Annotated in this window: 15 protein-coding genes and 1 riboswitch; of the genes, 2 read left to right on the top strand and 13 right to left on the bottom strand. The window is 40.9% G+C overall.

The genetic code is table 11. From position 1 onward, the window contains the following. The 13 genes from FGQ53_RS08165 to FGQ53_RS08105 form a co-directional block, all read right to left on the bottom strand. A partial coding sequence (locus FGQ53_RS08165) for a SasC/FmtB family protein (protein ID WP_138337620.1) occupies window positions 1-4,583 on the bottom strand: 4,583 nt, incomplete at its 3' end. A 461-nt stretch (window positions 4,584-5,044) separates the two neighbouring features. Then, window positions 5,045-7,450, bottom strand: a complete 2,406-nt coding sequence (gene pheT, locus FGQ53_RS08160; RefSeq protein ID WP_138337617.1) for a phenylalanine--tRNA ligase subunit beta — start codon at window positions 7,448-7,450, stop codon at window positions 5,045-5,047. 76 nt (window positions 7,451-7,526) lie between these two features. Continuing rightward, entirely contained in the window at window positions 7,527-8,036 is a 510-nt protein-coding gene (locus tag FGQ53_RS08155; RefSeq protein ID WP_033681280.1) for a GNAT family N-acetyltransferase, read from the bottom strand. Beyond that, window positions 8,036-9,082: a phenylalanine--tRNA ligase subunit alpha gene (gene pheS, locus FGQ53_RS08150; RefSeq protein WP_031237702.1), complete on the bottom strand. Its 1,047-nt coding sequence runs from the start codon at window positions 9,080-9,082 to the stop codon at window positions 8,036-8,038. Before pheS ends, FGQ53_RS08155 begins: the two co-directional genes overlap by 1 nt. 270 nt (window positions 9,083-9,352) lie before the next feature. Continuing rightward, window positions 9,353-9,802: a GNAT family N-acetyltransferase gene (locus FGQ53_RS08145; RefSeq protein WP_025171450.1), complete on the bottom strand. Its 450-nt coding sequence runs from the start codon at window positions 9,800-9,802 to the stop codon at window positions 9,353-9,355. 4 nt (window positions 9,803-9,806) lie between these two features. Further along, entirely contained in the window at window positions 9,807-10,226 is a 420-nt protein-coding gene (locus FGQ53_RS08140; RefSeq protein ID WP_138337614.1) for a chromosome partitioning protein ParB, read from the bottom strand. Between the two features lie 27 nt (window positions 10,227-10,253). Then, complete coding sequence (locus FGQ53_RS08135) at window positions 10,254-10,904, bottom strand: phosphatase PAP2 family protein (protein WP_138337611.1); 651 nt, start codon at window positions 10,902-10,904, stop codon at window positions 10,254-10,256. Further along, a complete protein-coding gene (locus tag FGQ53_RS08130) occupies window positions 10,894-11,457 on the bottom strand; it encodes an ECF transporter S component (protein ID WP_138337608.1) in 564 nt (187 codons plus the stop codon). Before FGQ53_RS08130 ends, FGQ53_RS08135 begins: the two co-directional genes overlap by 11 nt. A gap of 153 nt (window positions 11,458-11,610) precedes the next feature. Then, window positions 11,611-11,829: riboswitch (FMN riboswitch) on the bottom strand. Between the two features lie 59 nt (window positions 11,830-11,888). Continuing rightward, a complete protein-coding gene (locus FGQ53_RS08125; RefSeq protein WP_138337606.1) occupies window positions 11,889-12,392 on the bottom strand; it encodes a tRNA (cytidine(34)-2'-O)-methyltransferase in 504 nt (167 codons plus the stop codon). A 192-nt stretch (window positions 12,393-12,584) separates the two neighbouring features. After that, window positions 12,585-13,415, bottom strand: coding sequence for an energy-coupling factor transporter transmembrane component T family protein (locus FGQ53_RS08120; protein WP_138337603.1), 831 nt, complete (start codon window positions 13,413-13,415; stop codon window positions 12,585-12,587). After that, window positions 13,400-15,082, bottom strand: coding sequence for an ABC transporter ATP-binding protein (locus FGQ53_RS08115; protein WP_138337600.1), 1,683 nt, complete (start codon window positions 15,080-15,082; stop codon window positions 13,400-13,402). The genes FGQ53_RS08120 and FGQ53_RS08115 overlap by 16 nt, the downstream gene beginning before the upstream one ends. A gap of 283 nt (window positions 15,083-15,365) precedes the next feature. Continuing rightward, entirely contained in the window at window positions 15,366-15,914 is a 549-nt protein-coding gene (locus FGQ53_RS08110; RefSeq protein WP_101785455.1) for an ECF-type riboflavin transporter substrate-binding protein, read from the bottom strand. 18 nt (window positions 15,915-15,932) lie between these two features. After that, complete coding sequence (locus FGQ53_RS08105) at window positions 15,933-16,781, bottom strand: SAM hydrolase/SAM-dependent halogenase family protein (protein WP_138337597.1); 849 nt, start codon at window positions 16,779-16,781, stop codon at window positions 15,933-15,935. 188 nt (window positions 16,782-16,969) lie between these two features. Here FGQ53_RS08105 and trkA point away from each other — a divergent pair, with 188 nt between their 5' ends. Beyond that, complete coding sequence (trkA, locus tag FGQ53_RS08100; protein WP_138337595.1) at window positions 16,970-18,319, top strand: Trk system potassium transporter TrkA; 1,350 nt, start codon at window positions 16,970-16,972, stop codon at window positions 18,317-18,319. Window positions 18,320-18,322: 3 nt separating this feature from the next. Beyond that, on the top strand, window positions 18,323-19,762 hold the full coding sequence (locus tag FGQ53_RS08095) for a TrkH family potassium uptake protein (protein ID WP_138337592.1): 1,440 nt from the start codon (window positions 18,323-18,325) through the stop codon (window positions 19,760-19,762). Window positions 19,763-20,131 lie beyond the last annotated feature (369 nt).

Here is a 20,131-nt window from a genome sequence, read left to right as displayed (position 1 = left end):
TCTGCATCTGAAAGTTTGTCGTTAGCGTCGATCGCTTTGTCTTTTTCTGCCAATGCTGCATCTACTGCCGCTTTAGCTTTTTCTTTTCCTACTGGGTTGACTGCCGCTACTGCAGCTGTTCCTTCAGTTGCTTTTGCGTCTACTCCAGCTTGATCTTTCGCTTCATCGATCGCTTTCTTAGCTTCGTCTGCTGCTTTCTTAGCTTCTTCTTTCGCTGCTGCTTTTTCTGCATCTGAAAGTTTGTCGTTAGCGTCGATCGCTTTGTCTTTTTCTGCCAATGCTGCATCTACTGCCGCTTTAGCAGCTGGTTTTGCTTTAGCTACTGGATTTACATTATCTACTTTCGTAGTTCCTTTCTCTTCTGCTGTTGCTACTGCATCATCTGTTTTCGCTTTATCAACATTTTCTTTAGCTGCATCTGCCAATTTACGTGCTTCTTCTTTAGCAGCTGTTTTTTCTTCTGTTGTTAACTCAGGACGTTTTTCAATCTCTGCAACTTTTGCAGTATAAGCATCTTCAATCGCTTGTTTTGCAGCTGGTTTTACTTCTGCTTTTGGTTCTACAGGGGTAATTGTTCCTACTCCTGCTTCTTTAGCCGCTGCTACATTCGCATTAGAATCTGCTTTATCGATAGATTCTTTGGCTGCTTCTGCTTTTGCTCGCGCTTCTTCTTTAGCAGCTTCTTTTTCTTCTTTCGTTGAATCAGGTTTAGCATCGATGGCTTTTTCTTGTGCTTTTAATGCCGCATCGATCGCTGCTTTTGCAGCTGGTTTAGCTTTAGCTACTGGATCTACATCTGCTACTTTTGTAGTTCCTTTGTCTTCTGCTGCCGCTACTGCATCATCTGTTTTCGCTTTATCAACATTTGCTTTAGCTGCATCTGCTATTTTACGTGCTTCTTCTTTCGCTGCTGCTTTTTCTTCAGTAGTCAAGTCAGGACGTGCTTCAATTTCTTCAACTTTTGCTTTATAAGCATCTTCAATCGCTTGTTTTGCGGCTGGTTTTACTTCTGCTTTTGGTTCTACAGGTTTAATTGTTTCTACTCCTGTTTCCTTAGCTGTTGTCACATCCCCATTAGAAGCTGCTTTATCGATAGCTTCTTTGGCTGCTTCTGCTTTAGCACGTGCTTCTTCTTTAGCGGCTTCTTTTTCTTCTTTCGTTGAATCAGGTTTAGCATCAATTGCTTTTTCTTGTGCTTTTAATGCCGCATCGATTGCTGCTTTTGCAGCTGGTTTTGCTTTCGCTACTGGATTTACATTATCTACTTTCGTAGTTCCAGAGTCTTTTGCTGTTGCTACTGCATCATCTGTTTTCGCTTTAGCAACATTTGCTTTAGCATCGTCTGCTGCTTTCTTAGCTTCTGCTTTGGCTGCTTCTTTTTCTTCAGTAGTCAAGTCAGGACGTGCTTCAATTTCTTCAACTTTTGCAGTATAAGCATCTTCAATCGCTTGTTTTGCGGCTGGTTTTACTTCTGCTTTTGGTTCTACAGGGGTAATTGTTCCTACTCCTGCGTCCTTAGCTGCTGTTACATCTGCATTAGAATCTGCTTTATCGATAGCTTCTTTGGCTGCTTCTGCTTTTGCTCGCGCTTCTTCTTTAGCAGCTTCTTTTTCTTCTTTCGTTGAATCAGGTTTAGCATCGATGGCTTTTTCTTTTTCTTTCAATGCTGCATCGATTGCTGCTTTTGCTGCTGGTTTTGCTTTGGCTGCTGGATCTACATCTGCTACTTTTGTAGTTCCTTTGTCTTCTGCTGTTGCTACTGCATCATCTGTTTTCGCTTTATCAACATTTGCTTTAGCTGCATCTGCCAATTTACGTGCTTCTGCTTTTGCTGCTGCTTTTTCTTCAGTAGTTAACTCAGGACGTTTTTCAATTTCTTCAACTTTTGCTTTATAAGCATCTTCAATCGCTTGTTTTGCGGCTGGTTTTACTTCTGCTTTTGGTTCTACAGGTGTAATTGTTCCTACTCCTGCTTCTTTAGCTGTTGTTACATCCCCATTAGAAGCTGCTTTATCGATAGCTTCTTTGGCTGCTTCTGCTTTATCGATAGCTTCTTCTTTAGCAGCTTCTTTTTCTTCTTTCGTTGAATCAGGTTTAGCATCAATGGCTTTTTCTTGTGCTTTTAATGCTGCATCGATCGCTGCTTTTGCTGCTGGTTTGACTTTAGCTGCTGGATCTACTTTTTCTACTTTTTCTTCACCGCGGTCTTTGTTAAGTTCAACAGATTCTTGAGTAGTTGCTGCATCCACTCTATTTTTTGCATCTTGAGCTAAACGTTCTGCTTCTTTTACAGCGGCTTCTTTTTCTTCAGTAGTTAGTTCATCACGAGCTGCTATTTGAGTTTTCTTCTCTTCAAGTATACTTTGAATATCATTTTTCGCCGCTGTCTTAACTTCTTCTGCTGGAAGTATTGGAGTAATCTTGTTTGTTTCTTCTGTCAGTTTTGTTGTTACATCAGCTTCTGTTGTTGCTGAATCTACCGCTTTTTTAGCTGCTGCTAATGTTTCAATTAATTTTGCTTTAGCGGCTTCTTTTTCTTCTTTTACTGAACCATCAACTGCTTCAATCTTAGTAATTTGATCTTTAGCTGCTTTTTCTAAGTCTAATTTAGCTTTTTCTTTTTCTAATAATACTAATTTAGCGTTAATTTCAGCTTGATTTTTTCTATCAGCTACAGGTACATTATTTTTTTCTTCGTTTAGGATATTCTTAGCTTCAGCAAGTTGATCTTGCATTGCTTTCCAGCTTTCTGGAGTATAGTCACTTTCATTTAGCTGTGCTAATTTAGTCTCTAATCCATTAACCTTTTTCTCCAGGTCTGTTTTATACATGTTAACTGTTACATTTTGAGGTTTTACTGGAATATTACGAACCTTCGCTCCAGGTGTACCGATTACAGTACCACCTACAACTGTTCCTTCTAACCCATTAAATGCAGTGTTTGTTTTCCATGTATTAATTCCATTAAAATCAGTAGAACTTGCTTTATCTGCTGGTAAATCTACTGTATAGGTTAGTGTTTTTTTCTCACCAGGTGCCAATGATTTATAGTTAATACTTAAAGTACCATCTTTTACATTTGCAGCTGTACCACCTTCAGATGATACATATGTGGCATTATCTGGCAATTTTACAGAATATTTATTATTCGCTGAATAAGCATGTCCTTCATTTACTAAATCTACACTAATTGTAGTTCTTACAGTTTTTGCTGTTGCTGATGGTGATACTTCGTTGTATTTTACAGTTGGTGTTTGGGCTACAACGTCCGCCCCTGTTGTGATAGATAGTTTTGACACCATAGAACCCACATAATATGTTTGCCCATCAATTTCAATTTTACTACTATCATCTTGGCTAATATTATCTGGTCCAGCCTCAAGGCGAACACGAATTTTCGTTACTCCTTTAGGAACTGTAAATACCCCTGAATACGGCGCTACTAATGGACGCCAGATAAGATTTGCTTGCTCTTGATTTCCTTTTTCAGGATAAGAAACTGTTAATTTAGTTCTATTCGCTGACGCGCCATATCCACCAAAAGAAGTTGTATTTTGACCTATAACAATCTCTTGACCAGGTTTTACATCAATATCTTGATAAACACCACCAAATTTATCACTCTTACTACTTGGATCATTTTTTTTCGTATATAATGCTAATGGAATTCCATACGGATGAGTTTGATCAACTACGCTTCCATGTCCTCTAAAAGATGATGCCATACCATTTGCAATAACTACTTTTGTTTGATTAGGATTAGTCAAATGCCAACCAATTAAATCAAACGAATCAATTACTTTAAATTTTTCTTCTTTTGTTGGTGTTCCATTGGCTTCAAAGTATGGGTTAATTAACTCTATGTTTTTCGCGTTTACAGACGGATCATCATCTTCATCTGTTGTAGCTGCATCACCTGATCGGTTCTGATCGTTTGCATCTAGAGCACGTTTTTTACGTGATTTTGGTTTGTTGCTTTCTGTTGTTGCAGTTTCTTCTGCAGGTTTTGTTGTTTCTGCTGATGTAGTAGATGGCTCTTCAGCTTTTACTGTTGTTTGTTCTTTGTTTTCTACGCTATTTGCTTCTGTAGATGACGCCTCAGTGTTTTTCTTCGTTGATTTTTCTTCTGTTGCTGAAGTAGTAGATGATACTACTGGCGCTGGAGTTGCATCAGCAGGTTTTGAAGTAGTTGCGTCTGCTTGAGCTTTCGGAGCAGTCGATGACGCCTCAGTGTTTTTCTCCGTTGATTTTTCTTCTGTTGCTGAAGTAGTAGATGATACTACTGGCGCTGGAGTTGCATCAGCAGGTTTTGAAGTAGTTGTGTCTGCTTGAGCTTTCGGAGCTGTCGAGTCACTGGCACCAGGATTTTCATCCAACTGCTTATTAGCTGGAGTAGCTACTCGGGCAGAATTTGTTGCTGTTGCGTTTGGCTCTGCTGCATACACTGCACCATTTCCCAAAAACATGAAAAATGCTGCAACCGCTACACTGGCTGCACCAAAACTTACTTTTCGAATAGAGTAACGGGTTACCTTCTCACGACGTGAGCGTTCTACTCGACTCATAGAATGATTATTTTCCATCTGTAAAAACTCCTTTATAATTTATTAATGAAAACAGCAGCTCTGTTTAATGTATGTATATATTAAATAAAGTTATAGCTTATACACCGTTTTCAGTCTAATTTTATCATTGCTAATCTAATAAGTCAATTATTTTAATTCATTGGACAGAAAAATAAAAACACACTTAGATTTTATTTCATGCCCGAAATTGAAACAGTACATTGAAACTTCTAAAACATTGCTATAAACTTGTTTGAATTCCCCAATAGATTTGTTCGCAGTTTATTTCAATCTACTATAGTCTTAAACAGTTATAAAAGCTAAATCAAGAAAGTATATAAGAACAACTTCATTCACACTAACAAGACCTAAGATTCAAAAACAAAAAAACGAACAAAATAGAATTCTAACTGTCTAGAAAACTAGTTTTATTCGTTTTTTATGTTTAAGTCTAAACTTTCATTTCAAATTCTAATAACTTAACGCACTTCTGCATTGACTTTTTCTTCCAGAGATGCTTGGATTTTTTCCATATAGCGTGCGACTTCTTCGTCTGTCAAGCTGTCTTCTGGATTTTGGAAGGTCAAGCTATAAGCCATTGACTTCATACCAAGTCCCAATTTTTCGCCTGAGAAAACGTCAAAGAGTTTGATATCTGTCAAACGTTTCACGCCGGCAGCTTGGATAGCATCCACAACTTCTTGGTGAGTCACTTCTGCTTTGAGAAGGAGGGCAACGTCACGGCTAACTGCTGGGAATTTAGTAATTTCCACAAATGGAGCAACAGGTTGAAGGGCAGCCTCGATGGCTGAAAGGTTGAGCTCCGCTACATACGTTTCTGGAATATCGTAAGCCTTCGCAGTGACTGGATGCACTTGGCCAAGGAAACCAAGAACTTGGTCACCGAGTGAAATCATGGCTGTACGTCCTGAGTGTAGACTTGTAATCTCAGCTGTTGCTGTATAAGTCACTTCAAGTCCCAGGCGAGTAAATAATGCTTCAAGGATTCCCTTAGCATAGAAGAAATCAACTGGAACTGCTGCCGTTTGGAAGTCTTCTTCAACAACCAAGCCTGTCAAGGCAAAGGCAAAGCTGTTGATTTCGTTTGGTAGGTCTTCTTTTGGATTACCTGTTTGTTCAAAGACTTTTCCAATCTCGTAAAGAGCCAAGTTTTTGTTCTTACGAGCTACGTTGTAGGCAACCGTATCAAGGATACCTGAGACCATGTTTTGACGGAGAACGGAGCGATCCACTGTCATTGGCCACATAAGTTCTGTAAGGTTACTTGGTTGAGCTGTGAACTCAACTGCTTTTTCAGGAGTAGTCAGAGCGTAGGTGATGATTTCGGTCAAACCTGCTCCTTCAGCGATTGTACGAACTTGGCGACGCAATTTTTGTGTTGCAGTCAATTCACCTGCTGTACCATCATCTTTTGGAAGACTGGTTGGCAAACGGTCATAACCATAGATACGAGCGATTTCTTCAAAGAGGTCCGCTTCGATAGCGATATCCCAACGACGACGTGGAACGCTAACGGTAAAGCTGTCTTCATTTCCAGAAAGACCAAATCCAAGACGACGGAAGACATCTTCCACATCAGCATATGAAAGCTCCGTTCCAAGGACACGGTTAACGTCTGCAAGGGTTGAAGAAACTTCTACATCAGAAGTATCAAGCTGGCCTGCTGAAACGATACCCTTACGCACCGTCGCACCTGCAAGTTCTGCAATCATGCTAGCTGCCGCATCAAGAGCCTCATTGACAGTTGCCACATTGATGCCCTTTTCAAAACGAGAAGAAGATTCAGAACGAAGATTGAGGCGACCGCTAGTCTTACGAATGGATGTGCCATTGAAAACAGCTGCCTCTAACACAACTCGACTTGATTTTCCAGAGATTTCTGTAGCCTCTCCACCCATGACACCTGCAAGGGCTACTGGCTTGTCAGCCACAGTAATGACTAAGTCATTTGGTTCCAAGTCACGTTCTTCACCGTCCAAGGTCACCAATTTTTCACCAGCACGCGCTTCACGCACACGGATGTCAGTCCCTTCAAAGGTATCCAAGTCAAAAGCATGCATAGGTTGACCAAAGTAGAGCAGGATGTAGTTGGTCACGTCCACTACGTTGTTAATGGGACGGATACCTTCATTCATAAGAAGTTTTTGCAACCATTGTGGACTTGGTGCGATAGTCACATTGTCCAAGATACGGGCCGCATAGTAAGGCGTCTTGTCTGTCTCAATGCTGACAGAAAGGGCATCTGTCGCAGCTTCATTTGTTTCTGTTAAAGTAAATTCTTTAAAGTTGACTTCCTTGTCATAGATAGCTGCCACTTCGTGCGCTACTCCACGCATAGATAGAGCATCTGCACGGTTTGGAGTGATTGAAAGTTCGATAATTTCATCATCCAAGTCTAGGTAAGAAAAGACTTCGTCCCCAGGAACAGCATCTTGAGGCAAGATTTGTATACCATCTGCGAATTCCTTTGGCACAACTGAGTCAGAAATACCTAATTCACCAAGTGAGCAAATCATTCCAAGAGACTCTAAGCCACGGATTTTTCCTTTTTTGATTTTGTAGTTGTCAGCGATACGAGCTCCCGGAAGTGCCACCATGACCTTGATGCCTGCACGCACATTTGGTGCTCCACAGACGATTTGACGAGCTTCTTCTTCACCCACATTGACTTGGCAGACATGGAGGTGAGTTTCTGGCACATCTTCGCAAGACAAGACCTCACCGACGACAATTTTTGAGAGACCAGCAGCAGGTGATTCGACACCTTCTACCTCGATCCCTGTAGTTGACATTTTTTCAGCCAACTCTTGTGATGGCACAGCAATGTCCACCAATTCTTTTAACCATTTATAAGATACAAGCATAATTTAGTTCTCCAGAATGACAGTTGCCACTCTGGTTCTTTTCCTTTCCTATCATTTCAATAGAAGAATCATCTTCTTACCTTAATTTCTTTCTCAGTAACCAATCTGTATCTACTTTTTGACCAACCATAAAATGATGTTGGCTAAATTTTTCAAAACCATATCGATTATAAAACGCTTGAGCTTTTGTATTATGCTCCCAAACACCTAGCCAAGCCCAAGAAAAACTATTTTTGGTAGCAAGTTCAAGAGCGAATTCAAACAGTTGCTTACCTAGTCCAAATCCTTGGAATTTTTGTAGCACATAGAGGCGTTGAATTTCAAAAGCATCCTCTAATTCTCTCTCAGTCTGAGCACTTCCCCAGTTGACTTTGAGAAAACCAGCTATCTCCTCTTCATGCATAATGAAATAGGTTTCGGATTCTGGCTTTTCCAACTCAGTTGACAAAACTCTCAGACTATAAGCCTCTTCAAAGTATTCCTGTAACTGCTCTTCTGTATTATCATGAGCAAATGTTTCACGAAAGGTTTGTTTGGCAATTTTGGCCAACACCCCAACATCTGCCAGTTCTACTTTTTTAATCATTATTTAAACTGTTCTGAGAAGCGGACATCTCCTTGGTAGAATCCACGGATATCGTTGATTCCGTAACGGAGCATAGCTACACGTTCTTGTCCAAGACCAAAGGCAAATCCAGAGTAAACAGTCGCATCGATACCACTCATTTCAAGAACACGTGGGTGAACCATACCAGCACCCATGATTTCAATCCAACCAGTTTTCTTACATACATTACAGCCTTCTCCACCACACTTGAAGCAAGAAACATCCACCTCAACAGATGGTTCTGTGAATGGGAAGTAAGAGGGGCGCAAACGAATTTGACGCTCTTCGCCAAACATTTTTTGCACAATCAACTGAAGGGTTCCTTGAAGGTCTGCCATAGAAATGTTCTTCCCAACAACCAAACCTTCGATTTGGTGGAATTGGTGACTGTGGGTCGCATCGTCTGTGTCACGACGGAAGACACGCCCTGGTGAGATCATTTTCAAAGGGCCTTTAGAGAAATCATGAGCATCCATAGCACGCGCCTGCACAGGAGATGTATGAGTACGGAGCAAGATTTCTTCAGTGATATAGAATGTGTCCTGCATATCGCGGGCTGGATGATCTTTCGGAAGGTTCATACGTTCAAAGTTATAGTAGTCTTGCTCCACTTCAAAACCATCCACGACTTGGTAACCCATACCAATGAAAATATCTTCGATTTCTTCACTGGTTTGTGTCAAAACGTGGCGGTGACCCGTCGCAACAGGGCGACCTGGAAGTGTCACATCGATACTCTCGCTAGCCAGTTGAGCTGCGACTTTCTTTTCTTCCAATAGTTTAGCTGTTTCTTCAAAGGCTGCTGTCAAGACATCACGAGCTTCATTGACGTGTTTCCCGATAATCGGACGCATCTCAGCAGAGACATCTTTCATCCCTTTGAGGATTTCAGTAAGTGAACCCTTTTTCCCAAGGACAGAAACACGCAAATCTTGCATCTCTTTTTTATTTTCAGCAGTAATCTGCTTCAAGCTAGCCAGCGTTTCTTCACGAAGCGCTTTTAATTGTTCTTCAATAGTTGACATAATTCCTCCATCAGTCTCTCGTAGATAAAAAGAAAACCACATGCCAAAAACTCCACTCGGAGCGTTGACACGCGGTACCATCCGTTTTTATCTGACAAGTCAGACCTTCATTTCTAAATCCATGCACAAGTGAATTCACCCAGCTTTCATATAGAGAGCTTGCAGTCACGGCTCTCCTCCCTGATATACTTCCCTTGAGTTACTAGTCTTGCAGATTTCTATTCAATTACTACATAGTTTATCAGATTTTGAGTTAAAAAACAAGTTAGATTAGATTAATTTCAATACAAAACTCATTCCTTTTTCTGTTGCTCCATTTTCCACAAATCCAAGCGACTTGAAACACCTCCTAGAAGCATGATTGTAGGTGTAGATTTCCTTGACTCTCAATTCTTTCCATCCTTTTACTCGAGCCAATTCAATCAAAGCACTTAGAATCTTTTTTCCAAGTCCTCGATGTTGGTAAGCGGAATTCCCAATCACAATGGGGAGATTATCCTGAGATAGTGTAACATCCCCAATTGGAAACCATTCTCCCTTCTCCTTGACTTCAATCCAAAAAAGTTCACCATGCTGATCCAAATGGGAATACATAGCTTCCAAAGTTTCTTGACTATAAGGTTTCTTCACACCATCTACGAGGTGAACTAAGTTCACATCCTGATACCAAGCAAAAGCTTCTTCACAATGATTGACCTTATAATAAGGAACAAGACGCAGTGCATTATCTATTTGTAAAATCCGTTTCATCTGCTTTCCTTTTCCACAAAATAGTTGCTGCTTGATTAAAACCCTCACACCAGTTATACCATTTTGCTTCATACTCATCTTGAGGTAAGATATGATTTTTTAAATCCAGAACAGAGTAAATCTTTCTTTCCTCGCAAGCTTGCGCATAGAGATAATACAGTTCATCACCGCCGTCTCTATCAAACTCAGCAGAAATCACATCCCGACCTGCCAATAAAGCCTGATAAGCCCTGTGATGCCCATCTGTAATCAACAAGCAATCTCCGAACGCAAGAATACTGATCGGGTCAACATTGATCATTTCTGAAGACTGATAAAGTGTCTGGATGCCTTCTAGTTTCTTTTCTGATAAATATAGTTGAGTTGGATGAAGATCTTTTATGTTGACTTTCATTTCTTTCTCCTCAAGAGAATTTGATATTCACTTCTGCTTACCTTTAAATCGCCATTGGAAGCGTAACTTGTCATAGAAAGGAAATTCGATAAACAAGACTCCCAAGCCCACACAGAGACTGGCAAGGACGTCTGATGGATAATGAACTCCCAGATAGACCCTTGATACCAGCACACTGACTAGGTAGAGACCTAGCACGATTTGCACGATTTTTCTCCAGACTGGATCTTTCATCCGTTGACTGAGAATGACAATCAGAGAACCGACCATCAAGGTTACAGCCAGAGAATGGCCGCTTGGAAAGGAAAATCCCTTCTCCTCAACCAAGTGTAAAATAGCTGGTCGTGGACGCTGGTAGATATTTTTAAAGGTCACGATTAAAAGACCTGCCAAAGCCAGATTTCCCAGCATAAAGAAACTTTCTATCTTCCATCGCTTACGATAAAAGACAAAGGCTGTAATGACAACCCAAGTAATAATCACTGGAATATCAATCAGACGTGTGATGGCCTTGAACAGAATAGTCAAGTAATCTGGCAAGTCTCCTCGAACGGCAATCTGTATCGGTTGGTCAAAACCAACCAGCGTTTCAGGGTAAAATTTGACCATGTAGCCAAGAATAACGAAAAGTAAAAGGGCAAAACTGCCCTTCATTAAAAATGTTTGTTTATCTCTCATAATGTTTTAAGGCTGGTTTCAAGAGAACATACAACAACCAGAATGAAACGGAAAAGATTACACCCTCAATCAAGTTAAAAGGCAACACCATAGTCATTAGGTAGTTGGAAAGTCCCAAAATTTTTCCAATATCAAAGTTAGCAAACTTAGCGTACAAAGGAACAGCGTAAACATAGTTGAGAACCAACATAGCCACGGTCAAGCCAATAGTTCCAGCTAGAGAGCCTAGTAGGAAACGAAGAGTTGTCCGTTCCTTTTTCCAAATCAAAGCAAATACGATGACAAAAACTCCCAAAGCTACGATATTCATCGGCAAACCAATGTAAGTATTCACTCCCTGACTGTTAAGAAGCAATTTCAAGAGTGAGCGGAGCAAGAGAATTCCTAGAGCAGCAGGTAAGTCCATGACCACTAAGCCCACAAGGACTGGCAAGATACTAAATTCGATCTTGAGGAAGGACGCCGCTGGTAGAAGCGGAAAGTCAAAGTACATCAGCACAAATGAGATGGCTGATAAAATCGCAATGGTCGAAAGTCGACGTGTGTTTGTCATAACAGGTTCCTCCAATTTTCTATAAAATCAGAAGAAGTTAGAAAGGATTCCTCTATCTATTCTCACTTTTTATATCCCAAAAGTTCCCTCTAACTCCGTTGAGCAAGCGGTTACAGTTTGGCTATAAATCTATCAGAACAGACAAAGCTATTCTTTCGTCTTCTCCCATCCAGACTATACTGTCGGTTGTGGAATCTCACCACATCAGCTTGCGCTCGCGGACTTATTTGGCTAAGATATTTTAGATTTATCTAGGCGTCGCAGTCGAAGATAATACTTAAAGTATATCGAGACAAGACAACGACGAGAAAGCTAAAATAGCTAGTCAAATTTACCGCCGGTCGGGAATCACACCCTGCCCTGAAGACTCTTTTATCATAACAAAAAACGCTTGCAAGCGCAAGCATTTTGTTCGTTTTCATTTTCATTTTTTATTTCAACTTATCCACTTCATAGGTATGAACGAGCTCAAGACCTGCAAAGTTCTGCTGGCGAAGGGCTTCGTAGACAATCATGCAGACGGTATTAGACACATTAAGACTGCGGACATGTTCATCATTCATGGGAATACGGAGAGCCTTCTCAGGATGTTCTCGCATAAAGTCTTCAGGTAAACCCTTGTCTTCACGTCCAAAGAGAAAATAATGGTTCTCGTCAGTCGATAAATCCACCTCAGAATACACGTTCTCAGCAAATTTTGAGATCAGATAGAGTTTGCCCTTCATCTGAGACATAAAATCTTCCAAACTCTCGTAAAAATAAATCTCTAGCTTATCCCAATAATCCAATCCAGCTCGCTTCATCTTGCGGTCATCAATAGGAAAGCCCATTGGCTTGATGATGTGGAGGGGAGAATTGGTCGCAGCGCAAGTACGTGCGATATTGCCTGTATTTTGTGGAATTTGTGGTTCAAATAATACAATGTGATTTGTCATGACTTGCTTCCTTTTACCATTGCAAAAAAATAGCCACACTGCCCGGAGTCAAGCTCAGCAAACAGCGTGGTTAAGGCATCGTTAACTTACCTCACAACAGGTTTGAAGTAAATCAGCGAAACTACTTTCTTAGTATAACACTTTCAGAATCATTGTCAATAGAAACGACTTGATTTTTTCAATTTTTTCAAGCTATTCCCAAGGGTTGTAAAATCGTCCGTGATTCTGCAAGATAAGTAGTAAACTAGCTACTAAAAACAAGGCTGCCAAGAGCAAGGTAAGATAGTCTCCTTTTTTCAAGGCTTGGTAACTATACCAAGTGCGTTTTTTCTCTTTTCCAAAGCGGCGAAGCTCCATGGCGGTCGCGATGGTATCAATGCGTTCTAACGAGCTGAAAATCAAGGGAGTGATAATGCGCAGATTGCCTTTGATTCGTTGCATGAGAGAAGCTTTCTTGGATAATTCCATCCCACGCGCTTCCTGAGACATCTTGATAGTAAAGAATTCTTCCTGCAAATCTGGAATATAGCGCAAGGTCAGGCTGACTGAATAGGCAATCTTATAAGGCACACCAATTTGATTTAAACTGGATGCAAACTGACTAGGATGAGTTGTCATCAAAAAGATAATAGCCAGAGGAATGGTGCAAAGGTACTTAATGGCCAGATTTAACAGATAAAAGAGCTCTTGACTGGTCAGAGTGTAGGCACCGATTCCCTGCCAAATCACACTTCTCTCTCCGTAAAGTCCAACCCCATACTCAGGAGAAAAGAGATAGACCATCAAGACATTCAAAATGGCAAATACCATCGCAAAAACTGCCACAAAAGAAACATCTTTAAAGCGGATTTCTGACAAATAGAGGAGAAAGACCGAAAAGATGGCAATCAGAACAAGCAGTCTGGTATCATAGCTAATCATGGCAGCCAATGACACGAGGATGAAAAAGAGGAGTTTAGCAGCTCCTGACAAGCGATGAATCACAGTATCTCTATGCTGGTAACCAATTAATTTAGCTTGCATCCTTCTCTCCTTTCTTTGTAAAATGCCGTTAAAGCAAGTGGATCCACGTCTAGTTTCTTGGCCAAGTTAAAGATAGAGGTTTCTTTTAGATTGGCTTTTACTAACAGCTCAGGATTGCTCAACAGACTAGCTGGATCAGTATCAGCAATCAATTCCCCATCCACCATGACAAGGGCCCGATCTGAATAATCCAGCATCAATTGCATATCATGGGTAATCATGACAATGGTATGACCTTTTTGATGCAGTTTTTCAAGAAATTCCATAATCTCAGTATAGTTCTTCTGGTCTTGACCTGCAGTCGGTTCATCTAAGAGGATAATTTCAGCCCCTAAGACCAAAATCGATGCAATAGTCACACGTTTTTTCTGACCAAATGACAGGGCAGAAATAGGCCAATTACGGAATTCATAGAGACCACAGATTTTCAAGGTTTCATAGACTCTCGTTTCAATTTCCTGCTCGTCCACACCTCGCAAACGTAGTCCCAGAGCCACCTCATCAAAAATCATATTGGTTGAAATCATTTGATTAGGATTTTGCAGCACATAGCCTACGCGTTCCGCCCGCTCTGCAACAGAATCTCCTTTTATATCCTGTCCTTCCCAAAGAAAGCGGCCTTCAGTCTGAATAAAACTACTTAAGGCCTTGGCTAGAGTTGATTTCCCAGCCCCATTTTTCCCGACAATGGCAATCTTTTCACCTTTTTTAATATCTAAATGAATGGATTTTAAAATCGGTTTATCATCATAAGCGAAAGATACATCCTCTAGTCTAAAGAGTGACTGCAATTCTGGTCTCTCTTTTGCAAGTTCAGTCTGCAACTGAACCTGACCTTTTGAGATAGACAAGTTATCCAGATCTGCTAATTGTTCTTCCTTGACTAAATCCACACCTAATTGACGTAGAGTAGTGAGATAAAGGGGCTCTCGAATTCCATTTTGGGTCAATAAATCAGTCGCCAGTAACTGATCAGGGCTCCCATTAAAGAGAATACGACCATCGTTTATCAAGACAATCCGATCCACAGGTCGATGCAAAACATCCTCCAAACGGTGCTCAATAATAAGGGTCGTCGTCCCCTCCTCCTTATGAATTTGGTCAATCAATTCGATAATATCCTGACCGGACTTGGGATCCAGATTGGCGAGTGGCTCATCAAACAAGAGAATCGGACTCTCATCAATCAAGACACCAGCTAGACTGACCCGCTGCTTTTGTCCACCTGACAAATCCTGAGGACGCTGATTCAACAAAGAAAGAAGGTCCAGCTTTTCAGCCCATTTATGAACACGACCTTTCATCTCATCTAGAGCTGTCACATCATTTTCCAGAGCAAAAGCCAAATCCTCTGCCACGGATAAACCGATAAACTGCCCATCTGTATCCTGCAAAACTGTGCTGACCAGATGAGATTTGTCATAGATGCTCATATCGAAGGCTGCTTGATCCTTGATCAAAAATTCTCCAGACATCTGACCCTTGTAAATATTAGGAATAATCCCATTCAAACACTGACCCAAGGTAGACTTACCTGACCCAGATGGCCCAACGATTAGGACTTTCTCTCCCTTGTAAATGGTCAAGTCCACCCCTTGCAAGGTCGGTTCTTGTTGTGTTTCATACCGGAAAGAGAAATCCTTCCACTCAATTATAGCTTCTTTCATCTTACTCTCTTCATTCGCTTCTTCTACTCAATGAAAATCAAAGAGCAAACCAAAAAGCTAGCCGTAGGTTGCTCAAAACACTGTTTTGAGGTTGCAGATAGAGCTGACGCGGTTTGAAGAGATTTTCACAGAGTATTAGACTTCTATTTTATCATAAATCTACCCCTTCTTGCAGACTCTTCTCTTAAAAACTTAGCACCAAGAAGATTCCTATCCTAGCTTACTTGCCTGACTAGTCTATAAATAGTGAAAAAGACCGGTCCCCCAGCCTTGTCCCCTTATATTAATCCTTTTTCAAACTTCCTGCACGAGTTTGGGTTCCTGCATAGGCAAGCAAGAGAAGAGTTCCTGCAATAGCTACAGATACACCATTAGCAATTCCCGCAACAATCCCTTGGGCAAATACTTTTTCTGCCGCTTCTTGATAAATCACAACATCTCCAAGTGGTGCCAAGACACCCCAAACAAGGGCATTTGCAAGTAGTTGAATAAGGTTAAAAATAAGAATATCTTTCCAGTCAAAGACACCATTGATCACGCGAACGTACTTTCTGAATAGTCCCACAGCTAGACCAAAGAGGCCACTAGCGATAATCCAAGTCCACCACAGACCATAGCCAGCAAGAGAGTCCTTGATTGCATGACCAATCACCCCGACAAGCAAACCGATAATCGGGCCAAAAATAATAGAAAGTAGCGCTTGTACCGCATACTGAAGCTGGATGCTTGTATTTGGAACAGGGGTCGGAATATTGATCATCCCGATGACGACAAAGAGGGCAGCGCCAATTCCGACAGCAACAACTTGTTTAATTGTAAATTTGATTTCCATACTATTTATTCTCCTATTTTATCCTTCTATTTTCTTTATTTCAATGGTCCAAGATGAACCGACACCCACATTATAAGCCTTGGCAAAAGAACCTTGGTTGATAGCCAGACCTAAACGATAGAGAGAGTTGATGTAAAGGATTGGTTGCCCAATTCTCACATCTGCAAATGATTTGCCATAGACGACCTGATTTTGATAGACTAGCATATCAACATGATAGATAGTCACTTCAAAACGATCACCAAATTCTGGTTCCAGCTTGTAAAATTCTTCTCGCGTGATAGAGGTCCAAAGCGAACCAAAACGCACATCCAGAATATCAATAGCTCCCTTGACCAGATGATCTTCAATGACGGTCTCTACGACTGGAAGCTCTACAATCTGGTCCACACTGAGCTCTGGCCCCACTTCCTCAAAAGTAATGTGACCACTGGCTAGTTTAGCGCCAGTATAGGCATAGACATCACGACCGTGGAAGGTATAAGAATGCTCTGTATTTTGACGTCTATTGGCCACCTCAGAAATCTCACGAATAGCTACAATCCCAACGTGTTTCTTGATAAAAGAAAGCGTCCCATTATCTGGCGTGACAATGTATTGATTTTTTGCAGTCTTAGCAACCACGCTTTTACGTTTTGAGCCAACACCTGGATCAACAACCGATACAAAAGTCGTTCCCTCAGGCCAGTAATCCACTGTCTGAAAGAGACGATAGCTCCCCTCAAAAATATTATAAGGCGTGATATCGTGCGTTAAGTGATGGATTTTTAAGGTTGGAGACTCTTCTAAAGCCACTCCAATCATAGCCGATACCGCACCATCTACCAGACCAAAGTCTGATTGTAATACCAGTAAATTATTATTCATTTTATCTCCTTGTATATCCTTTATCATACCATATTTCAGAGAAAGGTGCTAATAGCTATTTCAATTGATTAGGGTATAGTTTTACCTTATATCAAATTTCCTACTAAAAGCACTTGTTATTAGCTAGGAGGTGCATTTTTTCTTGAAAAAGGGTATGATAGTTACATCATGAAAAAGTAGGTTTTAATATGAAAATTATCCTTGTCGGAGGGGGAAAAGTCGGTTTTGCCCTCTGTCGCTCCTTGGTTGCAGAAAAGCATGATGTTTTGCTGATTGAGCAAGACGAAGCCGTTCTCAATCATATTGTTAATCGCTTTGATATCATGGGGATCCTTGGTAACGGGGCCGATTTTGCCATCCTTGAGCAAGCCAGTGTCCAGGATTGTGATATCTTTATCGCTCTAACTGAGTACGATGAAGTGAACATGATTGCAGCCGTTCTAGCCAAGAAAATGGGAGCTAAAGAAACCATCGTTCGGGTGCGGAATCCTGAATACTCTAACTCTTATTTCAAGGAAAAGAATATTCTCGGTTTTTCTCTTATCGTTAATCCTGAGCTCTTGGCTGCCCGCTCTATTGCCAGCATCATTGACTTCCCCAACGCCCTCTCTGTCGAACGTTTCTTTGGTGGACGGGTCAGCTTGATGGAATTCACTGTTAAATCTTCCAGCGGTCTTTGCCAAATGCCCATTTCTGATTTTCGGAAAAAATTTGGCAATGTCATTGTCTGTGCGATAGAGAGGGATCATCAAATTATCATTCCAAGCGGTGACATGACTGTACAGGATAAAGATAGAATCTTTGTCACTGGTAACCGTGTTGACATGATGCTCTTCCATAATTATTTCAAGTCTCGTGCCGTGAAGAGTCTTCTTATTGTTGGAGCTGGTAGAATTGCCTATTATCTACTAGGTATCCTCAAAGACAGTCGTATCGATACCAAGGTTATTGAAATCAATCCTGAAATCGCTAGCTTCTTTAGCGAGAAATTCCCAAACCTCTACATCGTTCAAGGAGATGGTACCGCAAAAGATATCCTGCTGGAAGAAAGGGCTCAAAACTATGATGCCGTTGCGACTCTAACAGGGGTCGATGAGGAAAATCTGATTACCTCTATGTTCCTTGACAGGGTAGGTGTACAAAAAAATATCACCAAGGTCAATCGTACCAGTCTCCTCGAGATTATCAATGCGCCTGATTTTTCAAGTATCATCACACCTAAAAGCATCGCTGTAGATACGATTATGCACTTTATTCGTGGTCGGGTTAATGCCCAGTATTCAGACCTTCAGGCCATGCACCATCTAGCCAATGGCCAAATCGAAACCCTGCAATTCCATATCAAGGAAGCTAATAAGATGACTGTCAAACCTCTTTCTCAACTGAAATTGAAAAAAGGAGTTCTTATTGCAGCCATCATTCGAAAAGGCAAAACGATTTTCCCAACTGGAGAGGATATGTTGGAAGTTGGAGACAAGCTCCTAGTAACAACTTTGTTGCCAAACATCACCAAGATTTATGACTTGATCGCGAGGTAAGAAATGAATAAAAGTATGATTCGCTACCTCCTTTCAAAGTTACTTTTGATTGAAGCCGTTCTTCTTTTGGTTCCTGTTGCGATTGCTATCTATTACCGTGAATCGAGCCAAGTCTTTACAGCCCTCTTTACAACGATTGGAATTCTCGTATTACTAGGTGGTTCAGGGAGTTTGCAGAAACCAAAAAATCAACGGATTTATGCCAAGGAGGGTATCTTGATTGTGGCCCTCTGTTGGATCCTTTGGTCTTTCTTTGGCGGTCTCCCCTTTGTCTTTGCTAGACAAATTCCCAGCGTTATCGATGCCTTTTTTGAGATCAGTTCTGGCTTTACAACTACTGGAGCAACTATTCTGAACGACGTTTCGGTCCTCAGTCGTTCCCTCCTCTTTTGGCGAAGTTTTACCCACTTAATTGGAGGAATGGGAGTGCTTGTTTTTGCACTTGCTATTATGGATAATGCCAAGAATAGCCACCTAGAAGTGATGAAGGCTGAGGTTCCTGGCCCTGTTTTCGGTAAGGTTGTATCCAAACTCAAAAATACTGCCCAGATTCTCTATCTCCTTTATCTAGCTCTCTTCTCCCTCTTTGTCATCATCTATTATCTGGCTGGCATGCCCCTATTTGATAGTTTTGTCATTGCTATGGGAACAGCAGGTACAGGAGGTTTTACAGTCTATAACGATGGAATTGCTCACTATGGTAGCTCACTGATTACCTATCTGGTTAGTATAGGAGTTCTGGTTTTTGGGGTAAATTTCAACCTTTACTACTACCTCATGCTCCGTCGCGTCAAAGCCTTCTTTGGAGATGAAGAACTTCGAGCTTACTTGGTCATTGTACTGCTTTCTACAGGCTTGATCAGCCTCAATACCCTCTATCTCTACCCAGGATTTTCTAAGAGTTTTGAAATGGCCTTCTTCCAAGTTTCCAATATCATTACAACGACTGGTTTTGGTTACGGAGATATTACCAACTGGCCCCTCTTCTCCCAGTTTATCCTTCTCTTCCTCATGGGAATCGGTGGTTCTGCTGGTTCAACCGCAGGTGGACTCAAGGTTATTCGAGGCCTCATTCTTTCAAAAATTGCTAAAAATCAGATTTTATCAATCCTATCACCCCACCGTGTTTTGACTCTTCATGTTAATAAAACGGTGATTGACAAAGATACCCAGCATAAGATTCTCAAGTACTTTGTCATCTATTCTATGATTTTGCTAGCACTTATCTTTATTGTCAGCCTAAATAGCAATGATTTTCTGGTTGTGACCAGCGCTGTCTTCAGCTGTTTCAATAATATCGGGCCTATTCTAGGAACCACTTCTAGTTTCTCAATCTTTAGCCCTATCTCAAAAATTCTCCTCTCCTTTGCAATGATTGCAGGTCGTTTGGAGATTTACCCAATCCTCCTTCTCTTTATGAAGAGAACCTGGTCCAAGAGATAAAATGCAACCACACCTTGTAAACCTACAAAGTGTGGTATTTTTATACTAGATTGAAATAAAATGTGAACAAATCCATTGGGGAATTGAAATCAATTTCTAACAATGATTCAGAAGTTGTATTGTACTGTTTTATATTCAATTAACTATATTATGTGACTATTAGTCCGTCTCGCTCCGCTAGGTGCGAGACAAAAAACCACCCGCTATGCGGGTGCGCGTCGAAGGTTATACCAAAAAAACTCCAAACGCGATACAATAAAGGTGTTCAAGCCAATTGTAAAGCGAAAGGAGAAAAGTTTGAAAAAAAGTAAAAATTGAATGAGATATTGTTTACCCAAATTTTGAGTACACTAAAAAGAGGTCTTGCTA

It is taken from the genome of Streptococcus mitis, assembly GCF_005844455.1.
Lineage (GTDB): Bacteria > Bacillota > Bacilli > Lactobacillales > Streptococcaceae > Streptococcus > Streptococcus mitis_BF.
This window is presented reverse-complemented; position numbering and strand designations above follow the sequence as displayed.